Below are 22,454 nucleotides of genomic sequence, written 5' to 3' on the forward strand. Positions count from 1 at the left end.
TTACCCGGGTGCCCGGAGTGGTCCTCGGGGGCGGGTTTCGTGTGACATACGCTGTATGAGCCCGCACGAGTGCGTTGATTTCCGTCGCTCGATCTAGGGTTTTGGCATGGCACGACCACGGCGCATCGTCCTTGTCCGGCACGGCGAGTCCACGGGCAACGTCGACGACTCCGTGTACGAGCGCGAGCCCGACCACGCTCTCGCGCTGACCGAGCGCGGCTGGCGGCAGGCCGAGGAGACCGGCAAGGAGCTCCGGGAGCTCTTCGGCCGGGAACGCCTGAGCGTGTACGTCTCCCCGTACCGCCGGACCCACGAGACACTCCGCGCCTTCCATCTCGACCCGGACCTCATACGCGTCCGGGAGGAGCCGAGGCTGCGCGAACAGGACTGGGGCAACTGGCAGGACCGCGACGACGTCCGCGTGCAGAAGGCCTACCGTGACGCGTACGGCCACTTCTTCTTCCGGTTCCCGCAAGGCGAGTCGGGCGCCGACGTGTACGACCGGGTCGGCGGCTTCCTGGAGAGCCTGTACCGCAGCTTCGAGGCCCCTGACCATCCGCCGAACGTCCTGCTGGTGACCCACGGGCTCGCCATGCGCCTGTTCTGCATGCGGTGGTTCCACTGGACGGTCGCCGAATTCGAGTCGCTGTCAAATCCCGGGAACGCCGAGGTGCGGATGCTCGTTCTCGGGGAGGACGGCAAGTACACGCTCGACCGGCCCTTCGAGCGCTGGCGCAAACCGGTGCCGTACTGGGTGAACGGATAGAGTGGCAGAGCGATGACCGCTGATTCCTCGACCTCGGGGCGCCTGGAGCGCGCCCTGGCCAGCCTGCGCGGACTGGCCGTGGGGGACGCCTTGGGCTCCCAGTTCTTCGTCCCGGCGAACTACCCCCTGCTGAAGCGACGCGAGCTGCCTGCAGGACCCTGGCAGTGGACGGACGACACCGAGATGGCCTGCTCCGTGGTCGCCGTCCTCGCCGCCCACGGCCGCATCGACCAGGACGCCCTGGCCTTCTCCTTCGCCGAGCACCACGACTTCGAGCGGGGCTACGGCCCTGCCGTCAACCGTCTGCTGCGCCTCGTCCGAGAGGGCCAGGACTGGCGGGAACTGGCCGCCGGGCTGTTCAACGGACAGGGGTCCTGGGGCAACGGTGCGGCGATGCGGATCGCGCCGCTGGGCGCGTGGTACGCGGACGATCCCGAGCAGGCGACCCATCAGGCGGAGATCTCGGCGTACACCACCCACCAGCACCGTGAGGCCGTCGTCGGCGCCATGGCCGTGGCCGCCGCGGCGGCGCTGGCCGGCTCGCCGGACGGCCCGCCCAGCCCCGAGGCCCTCCTCGACGGCGTCGTCGCCCTGGTGCCGAAGAGCGCCGTCGGCCAGGGGCTCCGGCGCGCCCGGGACATGCTCGACTACGGCGACGCGGGCACCGTAGCCGCGGTGCTCGGGTGCGGACGCCGTACGACGGCCCACGACACCGTGCCCTTCGCTCTCTGGTCCGCCGCGCGGAGCCTCGGTGACTACGAGACGGCCTTCTGGACGACGGCCGGAGTGGGCGGCGACATGGACACCACCTGCGCGATCGTGGGCGGTGTGCTCGCCTCCGGCAAGGCGGGGGCCCCGCCCGCGCACTGGGTGGAGCGCGCCGAAGCACTGCCGGACTGGGTGCCCTCGGGACTCTGACCGCTCAGTGCGCTGGGCCGCAGAACTCTCCGTATCCGGCGGGAACTCTGTGTGACCACCGCCCGTTCCTCCTATGTCCGTCGCACCCTTTGCCTCTCGGTGGCAGGGCGGTGGGCAGGTGAAGAGCAAGGGGCGGAGGGGGTGTGGGGATGGCGTACGGGATGCCGGTTCTGCTGCTGGTCACTGTTCTGCTGGTCGGGCGGGCGCGGACGGCCGTGAGGCGTACGGCCGGACCGCCGCCGGCGCCGTCAGGCCCCGGGTGGCGGTCCGGCCGACCATGGCTCCGTGCGCCTCGCGCCGGCTCAGCCGATGCCCGGGCCCGCCACGCCGGCGAGCGCGTCGAGATCGCTCTTGCGCACCCTGATCACCAGCCAGGCGGTGAGGAACGCGACTGCGGCCATGGCGGCGGCCGGCACGAAGGACGTGGAGATGCCGTGGGCCAGCACCTCGTGTCCCCAGGGCGCGGGCAGCTGATGCGTCTTGGCGAACTGTGCCTGCTGTTCCGGCGAACTGCCGGTGAGGAACTTCGGCAGCTGCTTCTTCGCCTCGTCCTTGGCGGCCGAGCCGAAGACGGTCGTCAGGATGGACAGTCCGAGCGAACCGCCTACCTGCTGCATGGCGTTGAGGAGCCCGGAGGCGGCACCGGCCTCGTGCTGGGCGACTCCGGACACCGCCGTGACCGTGGCCGTCACGAAGTTCAGGCCCATGCCGAAGCCGAACACCAGCATCGGCCCGAGCACTCCGCCGAGATAGGAGCTGTCCGGCCGGATGAAGGTCTGCCAGACCAGCCCGATCACCACGAGCGCCGTGCCGGTCATCATGAACGGCCTGGGGCCGAGCGCGGGAAGGAACCGCTGGGACAGACCCGCGCCGACCGCGATCGCGACCGTCACGGGAAGGAAGGCCAGGCCGGCCCTGATCGCGCTGTAGCCGAGGACGTCCTGCACGAACAGCACGATGTAGAAGAACATGCCGAACATCGCGGCGGCGAGGCTCAGCATGATCACGTACGTTCCCCAGCGGTTGCGGTCCGTGAACATCCTGAGCGGGGTGATCGGCTCCTTCGCCCATATCTCGGTGAAGACGAAGGCGAGCAGCAGCACCACGGCCGCGCCGAACGAGCCGAGGGTGAGGCCGTCCCGCCAGCCGTTCTCCGAAGCGCGGATGAACCCGTAGACCAGCGAGGCCATCCCGGCCGTCGAGGTCAGTGCCCCCGTGATGTCGAAGCGACCCGGATGCCGCTGGGACTCGCTGATGTACAACGGGGCCAGAGCGGCGATCAGCACGCCGATCGGCACGTTGACGAACAGCACCCACCGCCAGTCGAGCCAGTCCGTGAGCATGCCGCCCGCGAGCAGGCCGATGGCGCCACCGCCCGCGGACACGGCGGCGAACACACCGAAGGCCCGGTTGCGTTCCGGGCCTTCGGGGAAGGTCGTGGTGATCAGTGCCAGCGATGTGGGCGAGGCGATCGCGCCGCCCACGCCCTGCAAGGCCCGCGCGGCCAGCAGTTGCCAGGGCTCCTGGGCGAGACCGCCCAGCAGGGAGGCGAAGGTGAACAACAGGATGCCGGTCATGAACACCCGGCGGCGGCCGAGGATGTCACCGGCGCGCGCACCGAGCAGCAGCAGACCGCCGAACGTGAGCGTGTAGGCGCTGACCACCCACGTCAGGTCCGTGGTGCTGAACTTGAGCGCGTCTTGAATGTGCGGGAGCGCGATGTTCACAATCGTCGCGTCGAGTACCACCATGAGTTGGCAGGCCGCGATGACGGTGAGTGCGATGCCGGGATGCCCCTCCCGGCGGGCCACGCCCGGTTCTGGATCCTGCAGCAGCTGAGAGGTCGTCACTATGGGTCCCCCCTGAAGGCGTTAGTGAACGATCGCGTTCACTTTCGCGTCCACGGTAGTGAGTCCCCAACAGTGAACGCAAGCGTTCACTTAATCTCGTGCCCCGCGTCGCGTCCCCCTGTTGCTGCAGCGCGGCACCGCCTGCCCCCGGCAATCCCCGCTTCCCCTGTTGGAGAGACACAGATGGTTACTTCGCGCTGGACGGCTGCTCCCGCTCGAGCGGCTTCCCCTCGTCGGCGCGGCGTGGTGCTGGAGCGCGCGATCCTCGAAGCAGCGCTGGAGCAACTCGGCGAGGTCGGCTGGAAGGGCCTGACCATGGAAGGCGTCGCCGCCGGCGCCCAGACCGGCAAGGCCGCGGTCTACCGCCGCTGGCCCTGCAAGGAGGACCTCGTCGCGGACGCGCTGGTGGCCGGGCTGCCCAGGGTCGAGACGGCGCCGGACCTCGGCAGCGTGCGCGAGGATCTTCTCGCCCTGTGCCGGCAGGTGCGGCAGATCATGTTCTCGCCGCCGGGCGTGGCGCTGCGCTCGGTGATTCACGAGTGCGATCAGATCCACGCGGAGCGCTTCCAGGAAGTGATCGTCGGAGGGGTGGTGGAGCCGACCGTCCGGCTCCTGGGAGAGGTCATCACGCGCGGAATAGAGCGAGGAGAGGTGCGTGCGGACGCGGCCAACGGCTATGTCTTCGACGCCATCCCGGCCATGATGATGTACCGCTCGAAGATGTGCGCCAGCGAATGGAGCGATCAGGATCTCGAGGAGATGATCGACCGGCTGATGCTCCCGCTGCTGCGGCCCTACGGAGCCTGACGGCGCCCGCCGGTGACCTGCCGGCGGGACGGGAGACCGGGGTGTCGGCCGACCCGCCCGGCGGCGTACGCTAAGGGCGCCATGCCGTACGAACCGCCTACTCACACCGTCGAGCGCTCCCTGCGCGCCACGACCGGAGCGAAGGTCATTGCCGGTGTCGACGAGGTGGGGCGCGGCGCGTGGGCCGGACCTGTCACCGTCTGCGCGGCGGTCACCGGACTCCGCCGCCCGCCCGAGGGGCTGACCGACTCCAAGCTGCTGACGATCAAACGGCGCACCGAGCTGGCGGAGACCCTTCGGACATGGGTGACCGCCTACGCGCTGGGGCATGCTTCCCCCGAGGAGATTGACGACCTGGGGATGACCGCCGCGCTGCGGCTCGCCGCGGGCCGCGCCCTGGACGCCCTGCCGGTCCGCCCCGACGCCGTGATCCTCGACGGGAAGCACGACTACCTCGGTGCCCCCTGGAAGGTGCGCACGGTGATCAAGGGTGATCAGTCGTGTGTGGCCGTCGCGGCGGCGTCGGTGATAGCCAAGGTTCAGCGCGACAAAATGATGGCCGAACTGGGTGCCGACCATGCACACTTCGGATTTGCGGACAACGCCGGGTATCCCTCGCCCGTGCACAAGGCCGCACTGGCGGAGTGGGGGCCCACCCCGCACCACCGCTTGTCGTGGGCGTATCTTGATGCGTTGCCTCAGTGGCGGCACCTCAAGAAGGTCCGCAGCTGGGTGGAGGGAAGCGTTCCCGAGATCGAGGGCCAGCTCGGCTTCGATTTCTGACGGTTCCGCTCGCACTGATGTGCCACCCGGTCACCCGTGCCGCACCAACGTTTGATAAATATCAGCTCATGCCTCTCATTCCCGAGGAGCCTCAGATTCACGAGAGTGCCCAGGGTCCCCGCGCCACGCCGGCCAGCGGCCGTACCGCGCCGACCCCCCGCCCTGTACCCGGCCCCCGTCCCGCGGCTCCGTCCCGCCCCGGTCGTCCCGGCCCTCCGCGGCCGGCGCCGCCGGTGCAGCGCACGCCGCGTGACGTCACTCAGGCCAAGCCCGCTCCGTCCGGCCCGGCCGCTCCCGCCGCCGCGGCGGCCGGCCCGCAGATCCAGCTGATCCCGGCCTCGGCCGAGGGTGCGCTCGACGCCGCCGAGGAGGCGGTGGACCTGCTGCTGGAGTCGGGCCGTGCCCCCGGCGACGTGCTCGTGATCACCACCGGGTCCCAGCACCCGTGGGCGGAGCACGAGCTGTCCTTCGGTGAAGCTTCCTACTGGGCGCAGCACGATGCCGGTGACGACGTCTTCTATGCGGACGCCGCCGTCGCCTCCCGCGCCGCGTCCCGCCCCGTGGTCGTCGTGGCCCTCAACGGAGGCCCCGCCACCGCTGCCGCCTCGGCCCTGCCGCTGGCCCACTCCCGGGCCGGTGCCCTGCTGATCGTCTGCGGCGACCCGCAGCAGATCAACTCGGTGCTGGGCGCGGGCGTCTGATCCGCGTCCGGCGCCTCGCAGTGGCGGGGTGACGAGGGTACCGATCCGGCGGTAACCGTACGGCGTGGCCTTTGGCATGCCCGGGTGACCGGTGAAAGGACACGCGAAGGCCGCTGTCCTGGACCTGGACCAGGACGCCGAGTGCCGGGCAGCGGTTGCACGGCGGTGGCCGGATCCGGGCTCCGCCCCCTGCGCTCGCAGCGCAGGGAGGGCGAGCGCCGCCTCCTTCCGCGTGGCCACGGGCGCTTGGGGAGCGGTGTCGGATGCGGTCTCAACACGGTGGGCTCGCACGGAAGTTGGCGCGGATCCGGCGTCGGTCGCTTTCTCGGTACCGCCCCCGCGCCCTCCGGGCTACCCCAGGCCTTGCCGCCTGTAGTCATGGCACGGTCATGCCGCCCTGAGGCCACTGGCGATCGGGCGGCGGCCGGTCGGCACGCCGTCCGCGCGGACCGGGGCAGTGACCGGGGAGGCGGTCGTACGTACGATCCGGCCTTCCTCGGCGCCGTCTAGCGGGCTGCTGCGCGGCGCAGGACCTCGGAGACCGGTCCGCCGGTGCGTGGTGCGGGCGGCGGCGCGTCGGACGTGGCGAAGGGCTCGGGCACGGAGTCGGCATTGGGGCGGCGTCCGCTGCGGCCCTCGCCGAGCACGTGCCAGCCGTCGTGGGTCAGCGTGATGTACGCCCCGCACCGCAGCCCGTGCAGGGTGCAGGCGTCACGCAGGCCCCACATCCAGGCTCCGTCCTCCTCCGTCCAACGCGCGTCGCCCTCACGGCAGTAGAGGAGGATGGCCGTGCGCACCGGGGTCCGGCGCCTCAGGTCGTGCGGAATGACCCGGCGCAGCTGCGCGAGCAGCGCGTTGCGGAACATCCAGCCGTCGGCCGGGGCGGGACGGCGGGTGAACGACGCACTGGCGCAGAGCCGTTCCTCCGGATCGAGCACGGCCACGACCGCCGTGGAAGGCCTCGGCCGATGGCGGGAGTGCAGACCGGTGACGACCTCACGGGGGTTGCGCAGCAGAGGGATTCCGGCGGCGGCCCATTCGGCCGGCTCGAGCAGACGACTGGCGGAAGCGGCGGTCGCGGACGTCGAGAACGAGGCCGCCGAGGACGAGGCGAATCCGAAGGTCACGTTCCTCCCTTCGGCTGCGCGCCCATACTGCGGGCGAGGTCGGATTCGAGGGACCGCGCACCGCAGCAAAGCCCGACCGGTCACGGACGAGCCGCGCGGGGAGCGGACCTCAATTCTTCCTGCCGAACTTGGATGCGGCAACGAGCAATTGGCGCCACCGACTGTTATCTGGTGGTGCGTGGCTTATATCCCTACCCAAAGGTTGGCTCACCGACGCATGAGGTGCTGCGGTCATGTCCGCTCCGCCTTCCGGGACCAGTGCGCGGTCAGCCCTGGACGGCCAGGACCAGCGGCAACACCCCCCGAGCGCCGGACTTCCTGAGCAGTCGTGCCGCGACCGCGAGCGTCCAGCCCGTTTCGGTGAAGTCGTCGACCAGGAGCACCGGACCGCCGGCCTCAAAGAGCGCCGAAGCCAGGCCGGGCGGCACCGTCAGCGCGCCGTCGAGCGCCTTCAGCCGCTGCGCGCTGTTGCTGCGCGGCACGCGCGGCACGTCCTCGGCGTACTCCACGGAGCCCAGCAGTGGCAGCCGGCCGACCTCGGCGATGCGGGCGCCCAGCGAGTGGATCAGCAAAGGCCGGGTCCGCGAGGCGACGGTGACGACCCCCACCGGCCGTGCCTGGGCGTCGGACACATCGGAGGCCCAGCCGCCGGGGCCTTTCGCCCAGTCGGCCAGGACACCGACCACGGCCCGCGCCACGTCGTCCGGCACGGCGGTGTCCGGTGCCTGCGGTGCGAGGAGCGGACGCAGGCGGTTGCCCCAGCCGATGTCCGACAGCCGCCCCAGAGCGCGCCCCGGCGAGGCCTGTTCACCGGCCGGAATGCGTCCCTTGAGATCGATGCCGATCGCTGGCAGGCCCGTCGGCCACATTCGGCGGGGCTCCACCTCGACGCCGGCCCGGCCGAGGTCGCTGCGGGCGGAGTCCACCGCGCCCGGGGAGGTGTCCGCGGTGAAGCGAGGGCCGGCGCAGTTGTCGCAGCGGCCGCAAGGTCGGGCGGCTTCGTCGTCCAGCTGACGCTGCAGGAACGCCATCCGGCACTCGGTGGTGGACGCGTAGGCCCGCATGGCCTCCTGCTCCGCGGCGCGCTGCCGGGAGACCCAGTCATAGCGCTCGGCGTCGTACGACCAGGGCTGCCCGGTGGCGATCCATCCGCCCTGGACGCGGCGGACCGCTCCGTCCACGTCGAGGACCTTCAGCATCGTCTCCAGCCGGGAGCGGCGCAATTCGACCAGGGGCTCCAGCGCGGGCAGCGACAGGGGGCGGTCCGCTCGGGCGAGGACGTCCAGGGTGCGCCGGACCAGCTCCTCGGAAGGGAAGGCGAGGGAGGCGAAATACTGCCAGATCGCCTCGTCCTCCTTGCCCGGCAGCAGCAGGACCTCGGCGTGATCGACACCGCGACCGGCTCGGCCGACCTGCTGGTAGTAGGCGATGGGGGAGGAGGGGGAGCCGAGATGGACCACGAAACCGAGATCCGGCTTGTCGAATCCCATGCCGAGCGCGGAGGTGGCGACCAGCGCCTTGACCCGGTTGGCGAGCAGATCGTCCTCGGCCTGCTGACGCTCGGCGTTCTCCGTCTTGCCCGTGTACGAGGCGACGGTGTGCCCGCGCTGTCGCAGGAACGCGGTGACCTCTTCGGCGGCGGCGACCGTGAGCGTGTAGATGATGCCGGAACCCGGCAGGTCGTCCAGGTGGTCGGCGAGCCAGGCCATGCGGTGCGCGGCGTCCGGCAGCCGCAGCACGCCGAGGCTGAGGCTCTCCCGGTCCAGTGGCCCGCGCAGCACCAGGGCGTCGGAGGCGACGCCGGTGCCCAGCTGCTCGGCGACGTCCGCGGTCACCCGGGCATTGGCCGTGGCGGTGGTGGCCAGCACGGGAACACCGGGCGGGAGGTCGCCGAGCATGGTGCGCAGCCGCCGGTAGTCGGGGCGGAAGTCGTGACCCCAGTCGGAGATGCAGTGGGCCTCGTCCACGACCAGCAGGCCGGTCGCGGCCGACAGCTTGGGCAGGATGTGGTCGCGGAAGTCCGGGTTGTTCAGCCGCTCCGGGCTGACCAGCAGGACATCCACCTGGCCGGCCGCGATCTCGGCCTGCACCGCGTCCCACTCCTCGGTGTTGGAGGAGTTGATGGTGCGGGCGTGGATGCCGGCCCTGGCCGCGGCGTCCACCTGGTTGCGCATGAGCGCGAGCAGGGGCGAGACGATCACCGTGGGCCCGCTGCCTCTGGCCCGCAGCAACGAGGTCGCCACGAAGTACACCGCGGACTTGCCCCACCCCGTGCGCTGCACGACCAGGGCCCGGCGCCGCTCGGCGACCAGCGCCTCGATCGCCCGCCACTGATCCTCGCGCAGCCGGGCCGTGCCCGTGGCATCCCCGACGAGCCGGGCGAGGACGGCGTCCGCCTGCGCCCGGAGATCCGCGTTGCTCGTGTGCTCCATGCGTCCCATACAACAGGACGGGACCGACAAACGGCGGCCCACCGCCATGGGCTGTGGACAACACGGACGGCGTTGTCGTGTCCCTGATCCGAGTTGTCCACAGGCTCAACCGGAATCACGTAATCCGCGAGATCGTCTGCGCATGACGAACCACAGCGAAACCACCGGACCGTTCGAGAACAACGACATTTCGGGTCAGGAGCCGTTCACCGGCCCGTCCGCGCACGACACGCAGGTCACGCTGCGCACCCCGGCCGAGCTGGCCGACGCCCTGCCCTACCTCCTCGGCTACCGCCCCGAGGACAGCATGGTGCTGGTCGCCCTGCACGACCGCGAAGGCAAGGGCAGGTTCGGCGGCCGGGCCCGGCTCGGCATCCCCAAGAACGAGGAGGACTGGAAGGCGGCCGCACGCCAGCTGGCCCAGGGACTGGTGACCGGCAGCGAACGACGGGGCGCCCGGCCCGAACAGATGGTGGCCTACGTCTGCCAGGAGCCGTCCCCGGGTGAGTCCGGCCGCGACGTCAAACGACGCCTCGAGCCACTGGTCCACCTGCTGCGCACCCAGTGTGGCGAGCTCGACGTACCGGTCATCGAGGCACTGTGCATCTCCGACGGCCGCTACTGGTCGTACTGCTGCCCGATCAAGGGCTGCTGCCCCGAGGACGGCTCGCCGATGGGCCTTCCCGGCACCTCCGTACTGGCCGCGGCGGCCACCTACGCGGGTATCCAAGTGCGCGGCACACTGCGGGAGTTGCGCGCCAGGCTGCAGCCCTGGGAGACGTCCGCGGCACTGGAGCAGGAGATCGCCCTGGACGCGGTCGGCATGACCCTGGTGCCCCGCATCCTCGATGAGGCGTCCCGCGCGGAGGTGGCGGAGGAGACCCTGGGCCTCGCCGAGCGGATCATGCACCGCTTCGCCGCCGCGGCGCCCGTGTCCGGCACACATCCGGCGGACCTGCGCGACGACCGTCTGCTCGCCCATGACGAGGCGGCGACTTTGATCCTCGGGCTCCAGGACCGTACGACCCGCGACCGGGCGGCCGCCTGGATGGAGGGTGACGAGGCCGCTCCGGCCCTGCGGCTCTGGCGCGCACTGGCCCGCCGCTGCGTCGGGCCGTACGGCGAGCACGCCGCGGCTCCGCTGACCCTGGCCGGCTGGGTCGCCTGGTCGACCGGTGACGAGCTGGAGGCGCGCGAGGCGCTGGCCATGGCACTGGGCGCGGATCCCGACTATCTCTTCGCCCGCCTGCTGCACCAGGCCTGCAACGAAGGCCTCGATCCGGAAGCGATCCGCCGCTGCCTGCGCGCTGGCCGCGGGATGCGCACGCCGGAGGAAAACGGCGAACAGCCGCGCCCGGAGAAGAAGACGGCTGGGGCCGGTCTCCCGCCCGCTGAGGATGCGGGAGTCGATGCGCGAGTGGACCCCCAAGGCACCGAAGCCGGTGTCCAAGTGGATCCCCAAGACACCGGAGCCGGTGTTCGAGGGGACGGCCAAGGCACCGAAGCAGGGCGAAAGACCGGCACGCGTCGGCGGCGCCGGATGCGATCGACCGAGGCCGGCGCCGCCCCTCGCGCCGCCCGGTCCAGCGGAGGACGGCGGAGGCCCGCCGGCTCCCACCCCGGCCCGTCGGCGGCCGAGCCCTCACGTCCCGGCAGCCGCGGCCTCGGTGGCGCGCGTACGGGTGCGGCGGAGCCGGACGGCACCACGGCGGGCGCAGCACTGTCGAGGACCGACCACTGCGAGCCCGAGGACGAAGGGTGATCGTGGCTCGGGGAGCGCGACGGGGCTGGGCCGGCCGACCTTCCGCGCCCGGCTGCCCGAGGCGCCGGCGAGGGACCGTCACGCGACCGTTGGCGGACACGGCTCGCGGCAAGCCCGCGCCTACGGCTACCGGTCGAGCCGCTTCCTGCCAACCGGGCTGCGGAGTGCCGGCGCCCCGGTCGCCCTGCACATCAGCCGGCCGGGGTTAGCCATGATCGAGACGGTGGTGGACGCCCTGCGACTGCGACCGTGACCTCGCGCAACGCCAGAAGGCGACGAACAGGGCCCGGCCCCGCACCGCATACCGGAACGAAGCGGAAGCGCCACCGACGGGCCCGAGGAAGGGAGTGTTTATCGTCAGGAAGACGACTATGATCGCGGCATGCCCTACGACCCGTCAGCCTTTCCGCCATTCGCCGTGACCGTGGACCTGGTCGTGCTGACCGTACGCCGCCATGCCCTGTGCGCGCTGGCGGTCCGCCGGGGCGAGCCCCCGTTCCAAGGGCGCTGGGCGCTGCCCGGAGGCTTCGTGCGGGCCGACGAGGATCTCTCCCAGGCGGCGGCACGTGAGCTCGCCGAGGAGACCGGGCTGTGCGCGCACGACCCCACAGCCCCGGCTCAGGCCAACGGAGCCCATCTCGAACAGCTCGCCACCTACGGAGACCCCAAGCGGGACCCGCGCATGCGCGTGGTGAGCGTCGCCCACCTCGCGCTCGCACCCGACCTGCCCGCGCCGCGCGCGGGAGGCGACGCCAGCAACGCGCGCTGGGCGCCGGTCGAGGAACTGCTCCAGCAGGGCGGTTACGGCCGCGACGACGAGCCCGTGGCACCGCTCGCCTTCGACCACGCCCAGATCCTCGCCGACGGGGTGGAACGGGCCCGGTCCAAGATCGAGTACTCGTCTCTGGCCACCGCGTTCTGCCCGAGCGAGTTCACCGTCGGTGAGCTGCGCCGGGTGTACGAGGCGGTGTGGGGCGTGGCCCTCGACCCGCGCAACTTCCATCGCAAGGTCACCGGCACCCCCGGCTTCCTCGTCCCCACCGGAGGCACGACCACACGCCAGGGCGGCCGGCCGGCGCAGCTCTTCCGGGCGGGCGGCGCCACGCTGCTCAACCCCCCGATGCTCCGCCCCGAGGTCTGAGGCAGGCAGCCGCTCCCCGGACGCTCGGGAGCCCCGGCCCCGTCGCGTGCCGTGGCGTCCCTCGAACGGCGGATCTGGACGGCGTGCGGCCGCACCACGTGTGGTAGAAGACCCGGCGATACCCGGAAAACAGGACATAGCGCGCTATCTTGCTGCAGGTGATCCAGGCCTTCGGACTGACCAGCACTCCCCGCAAGGCGTACCCGCCCGCCGTCGACGACGTCACCTTCGAAGCGCGCGCGGGCCATGTCACCGTGCTCCTCGGCGACGCCGGCGCGGGCAAGACGACGGCGCTCAGACTGATGCTCGAGCTCCAACCCGGGCGCGGCATCACCTACTTCAGAGGACGGCCCCTGCATCACATCGCTCATCCGGCGCGGGAGGTCGGTGTGCTCCTCGGCGACGTGCCGGGGCATCCGGCCCGCTCGGTCCGGGGCCATCTGCGCATGCTGTGCGCGGCCTCGGGAGTCCCTGCGCGACGGGCCGACGAAGTCCTCGAAGTGGTCGGTCTCGTCAGCTTCCGCGACGAGCCCCTCGGCACGCTCTCGCGTGGCATGGACCGCAGGCTCGGCCTGGCCTGCGCCCTGCTGCCCGACCCGCACACGCTCGTCCTCGACGAGCCCGCCGCCGATCTGTCCGCCCGCGAGGCCCAGTGGCTGCACGGAATGCTGCGCGCCCACGCCGGCCAGGGCGGCACGGTGCTCTTCACCACCGCCGACCCCAAGGAGGCCGCCAGCACCGCCGACCGCGTCGTCACCCTCGACGGCGGCAGAGTGGTGGCCGACCAGGAGGCCGCCGAGTTCGCCCGCACCCGGCTGCGTCCGCGCGTGGCCGTCCGCAGCCCCCACGCAGCACGGCTCGCGGCCCTGCTCACCAAGGAGGCCCGTACGGCGCGCCGCTCCGTCGAGGTCGTCCGCGAGGGCGGTAACCGCCTGTCGGTGTACGGCTCCACGACCGCCGACGTCGGTGAGACGGCATTCCGGCACGGCATCCTCGTGCACCAACTGGCGGACGAGGTCGGCGACATGGGTCCGGGATCCGAGGGCGGGCCCGCTCTCGCCTTTGCCGAGGCGGGCGTGGCCGAACCGAGGATCGAGCGCACACACGCCGGGCCGGGGTCCTCTTCCACGGAGCCCGAGACGGTGCGCGATCTGTCGGCTGTGGAGCCGGACGCCTCGGCGTTCGGCCTTGCGGCGTCCGCGTCCGGACCCCAGGCGCTCGGCCTGGCGGCGGCGGGGGCCGGCGCGTCGGCCCACGACTCGCCGGAGCGGGCGGCGCCCGTGGCGTCCGGCCTCCCGTCCGGGGAGCGGGACGGCGCCGCAACGGGCCACACGGCGAAAGAACGGCACGCCACGCCGTTCGGCTTCACGGCACCGCAGCGAGGCGACACGGCAGCGGGCACCCCGGCCCAGCAGCGGTCCGTGCCCAGCGCCGCCGCGGGCGAAGAACCATCCGCGGGCGAGGGGACGCAGGCCCCGAGCGGTGCACGGACGTCGCTCGCAGAGACTTCCCCGGACCGGAGTGCGGCAGAGCGCACGGAGACCACCCGTCGGCTACGGTCCGAGGGCATGCCGCCCGCGGACAAGGTCCCGGGGATGAGCGGGCCTGTGCACGTCGGCCCGGCCGGCGGCGAGGACGCGGCCGAGGGCGGCCCCGGAGCAGTTCCCGCCGTAGTGCCGGCCGGAGCCGACGGCGGCCGGAGCGCCGACTCGGCGGCCTCCGCGAACGCCCGCCGTGATGCGGCCCCGGCGGCCCGGGAACCGCAGACCGGCAGCACGAGGACCCTGGCCGTGGGCATCTCCGCGCTGCGCACCCGTCTCCCCGGCGCCCGGAAGCCCCGCCCACGTCAGCCGCAGGCCACCCACGCCGCCCGCCTCGACGATGCTCCCTCCGTCGACGCGCTCTCCCCCCTCCCGCCCCCCATCGCCGTCCGCCCCGCCCCCAGCCCCCTCCGCCCCCTGCGCTACGAGATCCGGCGTGCCACCGGCATCGGTGTCGGCTTCCTCACCTGCGGTGCCGTCCTGGCGGTGTCCGCGCTCACCGCCGTAGTGCTGGCCAGGATCGGGCACACCCCACAGGCGCGGCTGTTCGCCGCGTGGCCCCGTCAACTGCCGCTGCCGCCTGCGGCACTCGCGGCGGGACTGCTCGGTGCGCTGGCCTTCGGGGACGAGTTCCGCCACCCCGCCCTCGCGGCGGACCGCGGCACCGTGCCCCGCCGGCTGGGGCTGCTCACCGCCAAACTGCTCGTCTCCGGAGCCACCGCAGCCCTGCTGGCCTTCCTCACCCTGGGCTGCGACGCCGAAGCGCTCTACATCGTCTACGGACGGGAACTCACGCAAGTTCCCCCGGACTGGCTTTCGCTGAGCGTGAGTTGGTTCGGTCTCGTCGTCGGGTGCGCGTGGGCAGGCGTGCTGTCGGCCGGTGTGTTCCGGTCCACCTCGGCCGGCCTGGCCGCCGTACTCGCCGTACCGGTTGCGGTCGTCCCCTGCGTGCACACGGTGATGGGAGGGTCGGCCCCGCGCATGGCCGCCGGGTTCCCCATGCGGATGCGGGAGGTGCTCTTGCTGCAGTGGCCCTTCGGAGGCGAGCGCTACCTGCTCGGCTTCGCGCGTGTGCTCGCCCAACCGGTCGGCGGCGCAATGGCGTTGTCCTTGTCGGCGTTGCTGTGCGCGTACCTGTTCACGACGCTGCGCACCCGGTTCCGGTGATGACTCGGCGTCCACTTCCGATCCCGTCGCGTGCACAACTCCCCGTGGAAAGACCATTTCTTTCCGATAAGGCGTCAATTGCGATGGGGTGAGCGATCACCCTTTCGTGTGCTTTTCACCAAAGACCTCAAGGGAGTTGGAGGCGACGCCGACAAAGGATCCGTGAGTACCCTTGCGCACACCATGATGACCGCCGCCCGCTCCACCGACTCCGGTCTGGCCGGCCCGGGCGAACTCGACCGCTACCCCTACGCAGAACCGCAGGTGGCCGACCGCGTCGCAGCACCCTCCTGGGACGGCGCGGACCCCGAACTCGGCCGCGTCGGCCGACGCGCCGCCGGCAGCCGCGGACGCGGGCTGCACGGCCAACTCGTTCAGCAGCTCGGACAGATGATCGTCTCCGGCGACCTGGGCGCCGACCGCCCGCTGGTGCCCGAGGAGATCGGCCAGCGCTTCGAGGTCTCCCGCACCGTCGTCCGTGAGTCCCTCCGCGTCCTCGAGGCCAAGGGCCTGGTCAGCGCCCGCCCGAACGTCGGCACGCGCGTGCGTCCCGTCAGCGACTGGAACCTGCTCGACCCCGACATCATCGAGTGGCGGGCCTTCGGGCCCCAGCGCGACGACCAGCGCCGCGAGCTGAGCGAGCTGCGCTGGACCATCGAGCCGCTCGCCGCCCGTCTCGCCGCCGGACACGGGCGCGAGGAGGTGCAGCAGCGCCTCAGCGACATGGTCGAGATCATGAGCCACGCCATGGCGCAGGGCGACGCGCTGACCTACTCGCGCGCCGACAACGAGTTCCACGGGCTGCTCATCCAGATCGCCGGCAACCGCATGCTGGAACACCTCTCGGGAATCGTCTCCGCGGCCCTGCAGGTCTCGGGAGGCCCCGTCACGGGCTGTGACCGGCCGAACGAGGCGTCGCTCGCGCAGCACGCGCGGATCGTCGACGCGCTCGGCACCGGCGACGGCACGGCGGCCGAGACGGCCATGCGGCAACTGCTCACGGTCCACCCCGAGGTGGAGCGCGTGGTGCCCGCCCCGCGCGAGCACTGACCCCGCGGCCGGGGCGGAGCGGTCGCCGGTGTGGGGCGTCGGCCTGGTTCTCGTGGCGCGCGTGGCGGCGCCGGGCTCGTTGACGGCCGCCGCTGGACCTTGCCGGACCCTGCGCGGTCCGGCAAGGTCCAGCGGTGCGACGGGCCGCCAGGGGTGTGCGCGTGACCGTGCAGGACGTCAAAGGGTGATCCCATTTGCACATGTCTGACCGCTTTTGACCGCGTACGGGGTGTGACTCGGGCCACGCAGATTGGGCGTAACGCTCGTGGAAACAGCGCGATGACCTAAGAGGTGACAGCCGCGGAGGGAATACGGACGCCAGGACAGGCGCTGTGCATCTTCCCGGCCCCCGCCCGCGCCGTCGGCCCATCCCCAGGCCGGTGGTCGGCTCCTGTCCGCAGTGGACGGTGCCGGAAGCCGCTTTCCAACGTTCCGAGAGGTTGTTCGTGTCGGCCAGCACATCCCGTACGCTCCCGCCGGAGATCGCCGAGTCCGTCTCTGTCATGGCGCTCATTGAGCGGGGAAAGGCTGAGGGGCAGATCGCCGGCGACGATGTGCGTCGGGCCTTCGAAGCTGACCAGATTCCGGCCACTCAGTGGAAGAACGTACTGCGCAGCCTCAACCAGATTCTTGAGGAAGAGGGTGTGACGCTGATGGTCAGTGCCGCAGAGCCCAAGCGCACCCGCAAGAGCGTCGCAGCGAAGAGCCCCGCGAAGCGCACCGCCACCAAGACGGTCGCGGCGAAGACGGTGACCACCACGAGGCAGGCCACCGCCAGCACGGCCGCTCCCGCGGCGCCCGTCGCTCCCGCCGAAACCGATTCTGCCGAGGAAGCCGCCCCCGCCAAGAAGGCCGCGGCCAAGAAGACGACCGCCAAGAAGGCGGCCGCGAAGAAGACCGTCGCGAAGAAGACGGCCGCCAAGAAGACCACGGCCAAGAAGGACGACGCCGAGCTTCTCGAGGACGAGGTTCTCGAGGACACCAAGGTCGCCGATGAGCCCGAGGTCGCCGAGAACGCGGGCTTCGTCCTGTCCGACGAGGACGAGGACGACGCGCCGGCGCAGCAGGTCGCAGCGGCCGGTGCCACCGCCGACCCGGTCAAGGACTACCTGAAGCAGATCGGCAAGGTCCCCCTGCTCAACGCCGAGCAGGAGGTCGAACTGGCCAAGCGCATCGAGGCGGGTCTGTTCGCCGAGGACAAGCTGGCCAACGCCGACAAGCTGGCGCCGAAGCTCAAGCGCGAGCTGGAGATCATCGCCGAGGACGGCCGCCGCGCCAAGAACCACCTGCTGGAGGCCAACCTCCGTCTGGTGGTCTCCCTGGCCAAGCGCTACACCGGCCGCGGCATGCTCTTCCTGGACCTCATCCAGGAGGGCAACCTCGGTCTGATCCGCGCGGTCGAGAAGTTCGACTACACCAAGGGCTACAAGTTCTCCACGTACGCCACCTGGTGGATCCGTCAGGCCATCACCCGCGCCATGGCCGACCAGGCCCGCACCATCCGTATCCCGGTGCACATGGTCGAGGTCATCAACAAGCTCGCGCGCGTGCAGCGCCAGATGCTCCAGGACCTGGGCCGCGAGCCCACCCCGGAGGAGCTGGCCAAGGAGCTCGACATGACCCCCGAGAAGGTCATCGAGGTCCAGAAGTACGGCCGCGAGCCCATCTCGCTGCACACCCCGCTGGGCGAGGACGGCGACAGCGAGTTCGGTGACCTCATCGAGGACTCCGAGGCCGTCGTCCCCGCCGACGCCGTCAGCTTCACGCTCCTGCAGGAGCAGCTGCACTCCGTTCTGGACACCCTGTCCGAGCGCGAGGCCGGCGTCGTCTCCATGCGGTTCGGCCTCACCGACGGTCAGCCGAAGACCCTCGACGAGATCGGCAAGGTGTACGGCGTGACGCGTGAGCGCATCCGCCAGATCGAGTCCAAGACCATGTCCAAGCTGCGCCACCCGTCGCGTTCCCAGGTGCTGCGCGACTACCTCGACTAGGTCGCGGTCGTACGACGGCGAGGGCCCGGCTCCCTTGAGGGGAGCCGGGCCCTCGTGCTGCGCGCCGCCGCGCAGTGGATCACTCTGGGTGTCCCGGTACGACCCGAGAGTGAGGAGTCTGCATGCGCCGTTCCGTAGCCCGGGCACTGATCCGGCTGCTGGCCCTGGCGGCCGCCATGGCCGTGATACCCCTGGTGGGCGCGGCTCCCGCGACCTCCGACAGCGTGGTGGTCGGCGGCTTCCCGATAGACGTCTCCCAGGCCCCCTGGACGGTCGCGCTGTCCAGCCGTGACCGGTTCGGAGGTACGCGGGCCGGACAGTTCTGCGGGGGAGTGGCGGTCACACGGACGGCCGTGCTCACCGCGGCCCACTGCCTGACCGAGGAGGTCCTCGGGGCACCCCCTGACCGCGTGCGGGACCTGAGGGTCATCGCCGACCGCACCGACCTGCTGTCGGGCGGGGGCCAGGAGGTCGCCGTACGCGACGTCTGGACCAACCCCGGGTACGACAGCCGGACCAACGTCGGCGACTTCGCCGTGATCACACTCGCCAAGCCGTTGCCGCAGGGCGTGGCGATCGGCATGGCGGGCGCGGGCGATCCGGCCTACACGCCGGGCACGCAGGCCATGGTGTCCGGGTGGGGCGACACGACCGGCGAGGGCGCCTACGCGCGCAGGCTGTACGCCGCACATCTGCGCGTGCTGCCCGACGACCTCTGCGCCCGCGCCTATCCGGGCGGTCCCGACGGCACCTACCGGGCCGGCAGCATGCTCTGCGCCGGAGAGGCCGCCGGCGGCCCGGACGCCTGCCAGGGGGACAGCGGCGGCCCGCTGGTGGCGAAAGGCCGGCTGATCGGGCTCGTGTCCTGGGGGAGCGACTGCGGCAAGCCGGGCAGCCCTGGGGTCTACACGCGGGTCTCCGAGGTCGTGCGCGTGCTGCGGGCGGCCTCAGGCGCCCAGGGGGCCCTTCGTGGCCGTCATGGCCCGCTGGCTGGCTCATGAGCCTCCGCACGGAGACATGAGCACGGGCGGCCGCTCCTGGAGGGAGTGGCCGCCCGTTTCACCGGCCTGTGCCGGCTCTGGCTCGTCGTGGGTGCGAGATTCAGCGCTCTTCTTCGGAAGCGTTGTTCGGAACGGTCGTCAGCCGCTCCGTCTCGTCCTGTATCTCAGCGGCGATCTTCTTGAGTTCCGGCTCGAACTTGCGACCGTGGTGGGCGCAGAAGAGCAGTTCTCCGCCGCTCAGCAGGACGACGCGCAGGTATGCCTGGGCGCCGCAGCGGTCGCAGCGATCGGCGGCCGTCAGCGGGCTCGCGGGGGTCAGAACAGTAGTCACGTCGCCTCTTCTCTAGCTCGACGAGCTGTCGTACCAGGGTCAACATCCAACCAGCCCGAAAACGTTCCCGCTCGTGGCTTTTCCTCGAAAAAAATCTTCCGGGGCGGCTGTCTGCTGCCGGTTGGCGGCGAATGTGCCGTAGTGCGTCTCTTGGGGTGCGTACGGTTTCGCTCAGTGTTGTGTCTCGGTCCTCCAGGCCGGGTTGCCTGTTGTTCAGGAGGACGTGCCCGGAGCCTAAATGGTTCATGCCTCCAATGGAACGTGATATGTACTTCACTCCAACGAGGGATCGAACGTCTATGCGAGCCTGGACTAGTCTGAGTTCCCGACGAGGGTGGCGTTACACCGGCTCTACCAGGCCTCGGTACCCTCTGAGCGGCGACCGAAGCCGTCCCCTTACCCAGTAGGGGGCCAACTGAAATTCAGCGAGGAGCGAACCGCGTGACCGCCGACACGTCCGTGCCGTCCACAGCGCTGCTGGCAGGAGCAGACCGGGACGGTTCCAACTACACCGCGCGGCACCTGCTCGTCCTCGAGGGCCTCGAGGCCGTGCGCAAGCGCCCGGGCATGTACATCGGATCGACCGACAGCCGTGGTCTGATGCACTGCCTGTGGGAGATCATCGACAACTCGGTGGACGAGGCCCTCGCGGGCGTCTGTGACCGCATCGAGGTGATCCTCCACGACGACGGCTCGGTGGAGGTGCGCGACAACGGCCGGGGCATCCCCGTGGACGTCGAGCCCAGGACCGGCCTGTCCGGCGTCGAGGTCGTCATGACCAAGCTCCACGCGGGCGGCAAGTTCGGCGGCGGTTCGTACGCCGCCTCCGGCGGTCTGCACGGCGTCGGCGCCTCCGTGGTCAACGCCCTGTCCGCCCGTCTCGACGTCGAGGTGGACCGCGGCGGCCACACGCACGCCGTCAGCTTCCGGCGCGGTGTGCCGGGCGCCTTCGCCGGCGAGGGCGCCGACGCGAAGTTCGAGGCCAAGAGCGGGCTGCGCAAGACCAAGAAGATCCCCAAGACCCGCACCGGCACGCGCGTGCGCTACTGGGCCGACCGCCAGATCTTCCTCAAGGACGCCAAACTCTCCTTGGAGAACCTGCACCAGCGCGCCCGGCAGACCGCCTTCCTGGTGCCGGGCCTGACGATCGTCGTCCGCGACGAGTTCGGCCTCGGCGAGGGCGGCAGCAAGGGCGAGGAGTCCTTCCGCTTCGACGGCGGCATCAGCGAGTTCTGCGAGTACCTGGCGGGCGACAAGCCGGTCTGCGACGTCCTCCGCTTCTCCGGCAAGGGCAGCTTCAAGGAGACGGTCCCCGTCCTCGACGAGCACGGCCAGATGACGCCGGCCGAGGTGACGCGTGAGCTGGGTGTGGACGTCGCGTTGCGCTGGGGCACGGGCTACGACACGACCGTCCGGTCCTTCGTCAACATCATCGCCACCCCCAAGGGCGGCACCCACGTCTCCGGCTTCGAGCAGGCCGTGACCGGGGTGTTCAACGAGGTTCTGCGTGCCAAGAAGCTGCTGCGTGTGGCCGAGGACAACATCGTCAAGGACGACGCCCTCGAGGGCCTCACCGCCGTCGTGACCGTGCGCCTGGCCGAGCCGCAGTTCGAGGGCCAGACCAAGGAGGTCCTGGGCACCTCGGCGGCCCGCCGCATCGTGAACAACGTGGTCACCAAGGAACTGAAGGCGTTCCTGACCAGCACGAAGCGGGACGCCGCCGCCCAGGCCCGCGTCGTCATGGAGAAGGTGGTGGCCGCCGCCCGCACGCGCGTGGCGGCCCGCCAGCACAAGGACGCCCAGCGTCGCAAGACCGCCCTGGAGTCCTCCTCCCTGCCGGCGAAGCTGGCCGACTGCCGCAGTGACGACGTCGACCGCAGCGAGCTGTTCATCGTCGAGGGCGACTCCGCGCTGGGCACGGCCAAGCTGGCGCGGAATTCGGAGTTCCAGGCTCTGCTGCCGATCCGCGGCAAGATCCTCAACGTGCAGCGGTCGTCGGTGACCGACATGCTCAAGAACGCCGAGTGCGGCGCGATCATCCAGGTCATAGGAGCGGGCTCCGGCCGCACCTTCGACATCGACCAGGCCCGCTACGGCAAGATCATCATGATGACCGACGCCGACGTGGACGGGTCCCACATCCGCTGCCTGCTGCTCACGCTGTTCCAGCGCTACATGCGGCCGATGGTCGAGGCCGGCCGGGTCTTCGCCGCGGTGCCGCCGCTGCACCGCATCGAGATCGTCCAGCCGAAGAAGGGCCAGGACAAGTACGTCTACACGTACTCCGACCGCGAGCTGCGCGACAAGCTCATGGAGTTCCAGAGCAAGGGCATCCGGTACAAGGACTCCATCCAGCGCTACAAGGGTCTGGGCGAGATGGACGCCGACCAGCTGGCCGAGACCACGATGGATCCGCGGCACCGCACGCTGCGCCGGATCAACCTGTCCGACCTGGAGGCCGCTGAGCAGGTCTTCGATCTCCTCATGGGCAACGAGGTCGCGCCGCGCAAGGAGTTCATCTCCAGCTCGGCGGCAACGCTGGACCGCTCACGCATCGACGCGTAGCCGCTGCGCGGGGCTCGGCCGACGGGGGGTTGGTGACGGGGGTTGTTGGAGGCGGAGGGTGTGGGCCTGCGCCGGTTGACTGGCGTCGTTCGTCGTCGGGTGGCCGGTCGCATGCCCTGTACTTCCGCCGGCTGCCGACTCGCCTCTTTCAAGCCAAGTCGTAGGGGGCGTGACCGGCCCAGGCATTCCAAGCAGACGCCGGGGGTGTCGCCGCTGTTGCTGAAGAGCGCGCATCCAGCCAGCGGAGCCCGCCGACCCAGAAGCGGCCCGCCTGCATCTGTAGGCCCGGTGGTTGCCACTGGCGCCTGCCGACCCGCACCGCCGCCGCCACCGCTGGCCCCCGGCCGGGACCGGCCTCCCAACCGCTCATCGACCGGGACTGCGCCGCCTCCGGTCGACCCGGTCGCGCTGTCCCACCGCTTGTCGGCCGAGATAGCGCCGCCCCACCGCGCCCGCGGGCCAGGACCAGGCCCCGACCGCTCGTCGGCAGGACCGCGCTCCCACACCGCCTCGGCCGGGCC

The 22,454-nt window shown here is 71.2% G+C and carries 16 protein-coding genes; 12 read left to right on the plus strand and 4 right to left on the minus strand.

From position 1 onward, the window contains the following. Positions 1–106: 106 nt before the first annotated feature. On the plus strand, positions 107–766 hold the full coding sequence (locus AB0950_RS12365; RefSeq protein ID WP_366778464.1) for a histidine phosphatase family protein: 660 nt from the start codon (positions 107–109) through the stop codon (positions 764–766). Positions 767–778: 12 nt separating this feature from the next. Continuing rightward, on the plus strand, positions 779–1,684 hold the full coding sequence (locus AB0950_RS12370; RefSeq protein WP_366778465.1) for an ADP-ribosylglycohydrolase family protein: 906 nt from the start codon (positions 779–781) through the stop codon (positions 1,682–1,684). 302 nt (positions 1,685–1,986) lie between these two features. Here the strand turns inward: AB0950_RS12370 and AB0950_RS12375 are convergent, their stop codons facing one another. Then, positions 1,987–3,534, minus strand: a complete 1,548-nt coding sequence (locus tag AB0950_RS12375; protein ID WP_366778466.1) for an MFS transporter — start codon at positions 3,532–3,534, stop codon at positions 1,987–1,989. A gap of 183 nt (positions 3,535–3,717) precedes the next feature. Here AB0950_RS12375 and AB0950_RS12380 point away from each other — a divergent pair, with 183 nt between their 5' ends. From AB0950_RS12380 to AB0950_RS12390, 3 genes are all read left to right on the plus strand, one after another. Then, positions 3,718–4,341 (plus strand): TetR/AcrR family transcriptional regulator, encoded by a 624-nt coding sequence (locus AB0950_RS12380; RefSeq protein ID WP_360570108.1) that lies wholly within the window; start codon positions 3,718–3,720, stop codon positions 4,339–4,341. A gap of 81 nt (positions 4,342–4,422) precedes the next feature. Next, complete coding sequence (locus AB0950_RS12385; RefSeq protein WP_360148327.1) at positions 4,423–5,124, plus strand: ribonuclease HII; 702 nt, start codon at positions 4,423–4,425, stop codon at positions 5,122–5,124. Positions 5,125–5,192: 68 nt separating this feature from the next. Next, the gene (locus AB0950_RS12390; RefSeq protein WP_360148324.1) at positions 5,193–5,825 is read left to right on the plus strand and encodes a hypothetical protein; all 633 of its coding nucleotides are present in this window, start codon (positions 5,193–5,195) and stop codon (positions 5,823–5,825) included. Positions 5,826–6,331: 506 nt separating this feature from the next. Here the strand turns inward: AB0950_RS12390 and AB0950_RS12395 are convergent. Both AB0950_RS12395 and AB0950_RS12400 read right to left on the minus strand, forming a co-directional pair. Further along, on the minus strand, positions 6,332–6,952 hold the full coding sequence (locus tag AB0950_RS12395; RefSeq protein WP_360148321.1) for a hypothetical protein: 621 nt from the start codon (positions 6,950–6,952) through the stop codon (positions 6,332–6,334). A 266-nt stretch (positions 6,953–7,218) separates the two neighbouring features. Beyond that, positions 7,219–9,384, minus strand: a complete 2,166-nt coding sequence (locus tag AB0950_RS12400; protein WP_366778467.1) for a RecQ family ATP-dependent DNA helicase — start codon at positions 9,382–9,384, stop codon at positions 7,219–7,221. Between the two features lie 142 nt (positions 9,385–9,526). Between AB0950_RS12400 and AB0950_RS12405 the strand changes: the two genes are divergently transcribed. The 6 genes from AB0950_RS12405 (at position 9,527) to AB0950_RS12430 (ending at position 19,037) form a co-directional block, all read left to right on the plus strand. Further along, positions 9,527–11,146 (plus strand): DUF4192 domain-containing protein, encoded by a 1,620-nt coding sequence (locus AB0950_RS12405; RefSeq protein WP_366778468.1) that lies wholly within the window; start codon positions 9,527–9,529, stop codon positions 11,144–11,146. A 382-nt stretch (positions 11,147–11,528) separates the two neighbouring features. After that, a complete protein-coding gene (locus AB0950_RS12410; protein ID WP_366778469.1) occupies positions 11,529–12,287 on the plus strand; it encodes an NUDIX hydrolase in 759 nt (252 codons plus the stop codon). A gap of 158 nt (positions 12,288–12,445) precedes the next feature. After that, positions 12,446–14,995, plus strand: a complete 2,550-nt coding sequence (locus AB0950_RS12415) for an ATP-binding cassette domain-containing protein (protein WP_366778470.1) — start codon at positions 12,446–12,448, stop codon at positions 14,993–14,995. Between the two features lie 162 nt (positions 14,996–15,157). Then, the gene (locus AB0950_RS12420) at positions 15,158–16,045 is read left to right on the plus strand and encodes a FadR/GntR family transcriptional regulator (protein ID WP_360148306.1); all 888 of its coding nucleotides are present in this window, start codon (positions 15,158–15,160) and stop codon (positions 16,043–16,045) included. Positions 16,046–16,491: 446 nt separating this feature from the next. Next, positions 16,492–18,036, plus strand: coding sequence for an RNA polymerase sigma factor (locus tag AB0950_RS12425; RefSeq protein ID WP_366778471.1), 1,545 nt, complete (start codon positions 16,492–16,494; stop codon positions 18,034–18,036). Between the two features lie 122 nt (positions 18,037–18,158). After that, positions 18,159–19,037 (plus strand): serine protease, encoded by an 879-nt coding sequence (locus AB0950_RS12430; RefSeq protein ID WP_366778472.1) that lies wholly within the window; start codon positions 18,159–18,161, stop codon positions 19,035–19,037. Positions 19,038–19,137: 100 nt separating this feature from the next. On the opposite strand, the gene AB0950_RS12435 is transcribed toward AB0950_RS12430, so the two are convergent. Continuing rightward, positions 19,138–19,368, minus strand: coding sequence for a hypothetical protein (locus tag AB0950_RS12435; protein ID WP_360148297.1), 231 nt, complete (start codon positions 19,366–19,368; stop codon positions 19,138–19,140). 441 nt (positions 19,369–19,809) lie between these two features. Between AB0950_RS12435 and AB0950_RS12440 the strand changes: the two genes are divergently transcribed. Then, the gene (locus AB0950_RS12440; protein ID WP_360148294.1) at positions 19,810–21,933 is read left to right on the plus strand and encodes a DNA topoisomerase IV subunit B; all 2,124 of its coding nucleotides are present in this window, start codon (positions 19,810–19,812) and stop codon (positions 21,931–21,933) included. Positions 21,934–22,454 lie beyond the last annotated feature (521 nt).

Origin of the sequence: Streptomyces sp. NPDC007189, assembly GCF_040703635.1 — a bacterium.
In the GTDB taxonomy this organism is placed as follows: Bacteria; Actinomycetota; Actinomycetes; order Streptomycetales; family Streptomycetaceae; genus Streptomyces.

Coding starts and splice junctions, on each gene's coding strand:
- AB0950_RS12365 (WP_366778464.1), top strand. CDS start 107: ATGGCACGACCACGGCGCATCGTCCTTGTCCGGCACGGCGAGTCCACG.
- AB0950_RS12370 (WP_366778465.1), top strand. CDS start 779: ATGACCGCTGATTCCTCGACCTCGGGGCGCCTGGAGCGCGCCCTGGCC.
- AB0950_RS12380 (WP_360570108.1), top strand. CDS start 3,718: ATGGTTACTTCGCGCTGGACGGCTGCTCCCGCTCGAGCGGCTTCCCCT.
- AB0950_RS12385 (WP_360148327.1), top strand. CDS start 4,423: ATGCCGTACGAACCGCCTACTCACACCGTCGAGCGCTCCCTGCGCGCC.
- AB0950_RS12390 (WP_360148324.1), top strand. CDS start 5,193: ATGCCTCTCATTCCCGAGGAGCCTCAGATTCACGAGAGTGCCCAGGGT.
- AB0950_RS12400 (WP_366778467.1), bottom strand. CDS start 9,384: ATGGAGCACACGAGCAACGCGGATCTCCGGGCGCAGGCGGACGCCGTC.
- AB0950_RS12405 (WP_366778468.1), top strand. CDS start 9,527: ATGACGAACCACAGCGAAACCACCGGACCGTTCGAGAACAACGACATT.
- AB0950_RS12410 (WP_366778469.1), top strand. CDS start 11,529: ATGCCCTACGACCCGTCAGCCTTTCCGCCATTCGCCGTGACCGTGGAC.
- AB0950_RS12430 (WP_366778472.1), top strand. CDS start 18,159: ATGCGCCGTTCCGTAGCCCGGGCACTGATCCGGCTGCTGGCCCTGGCG.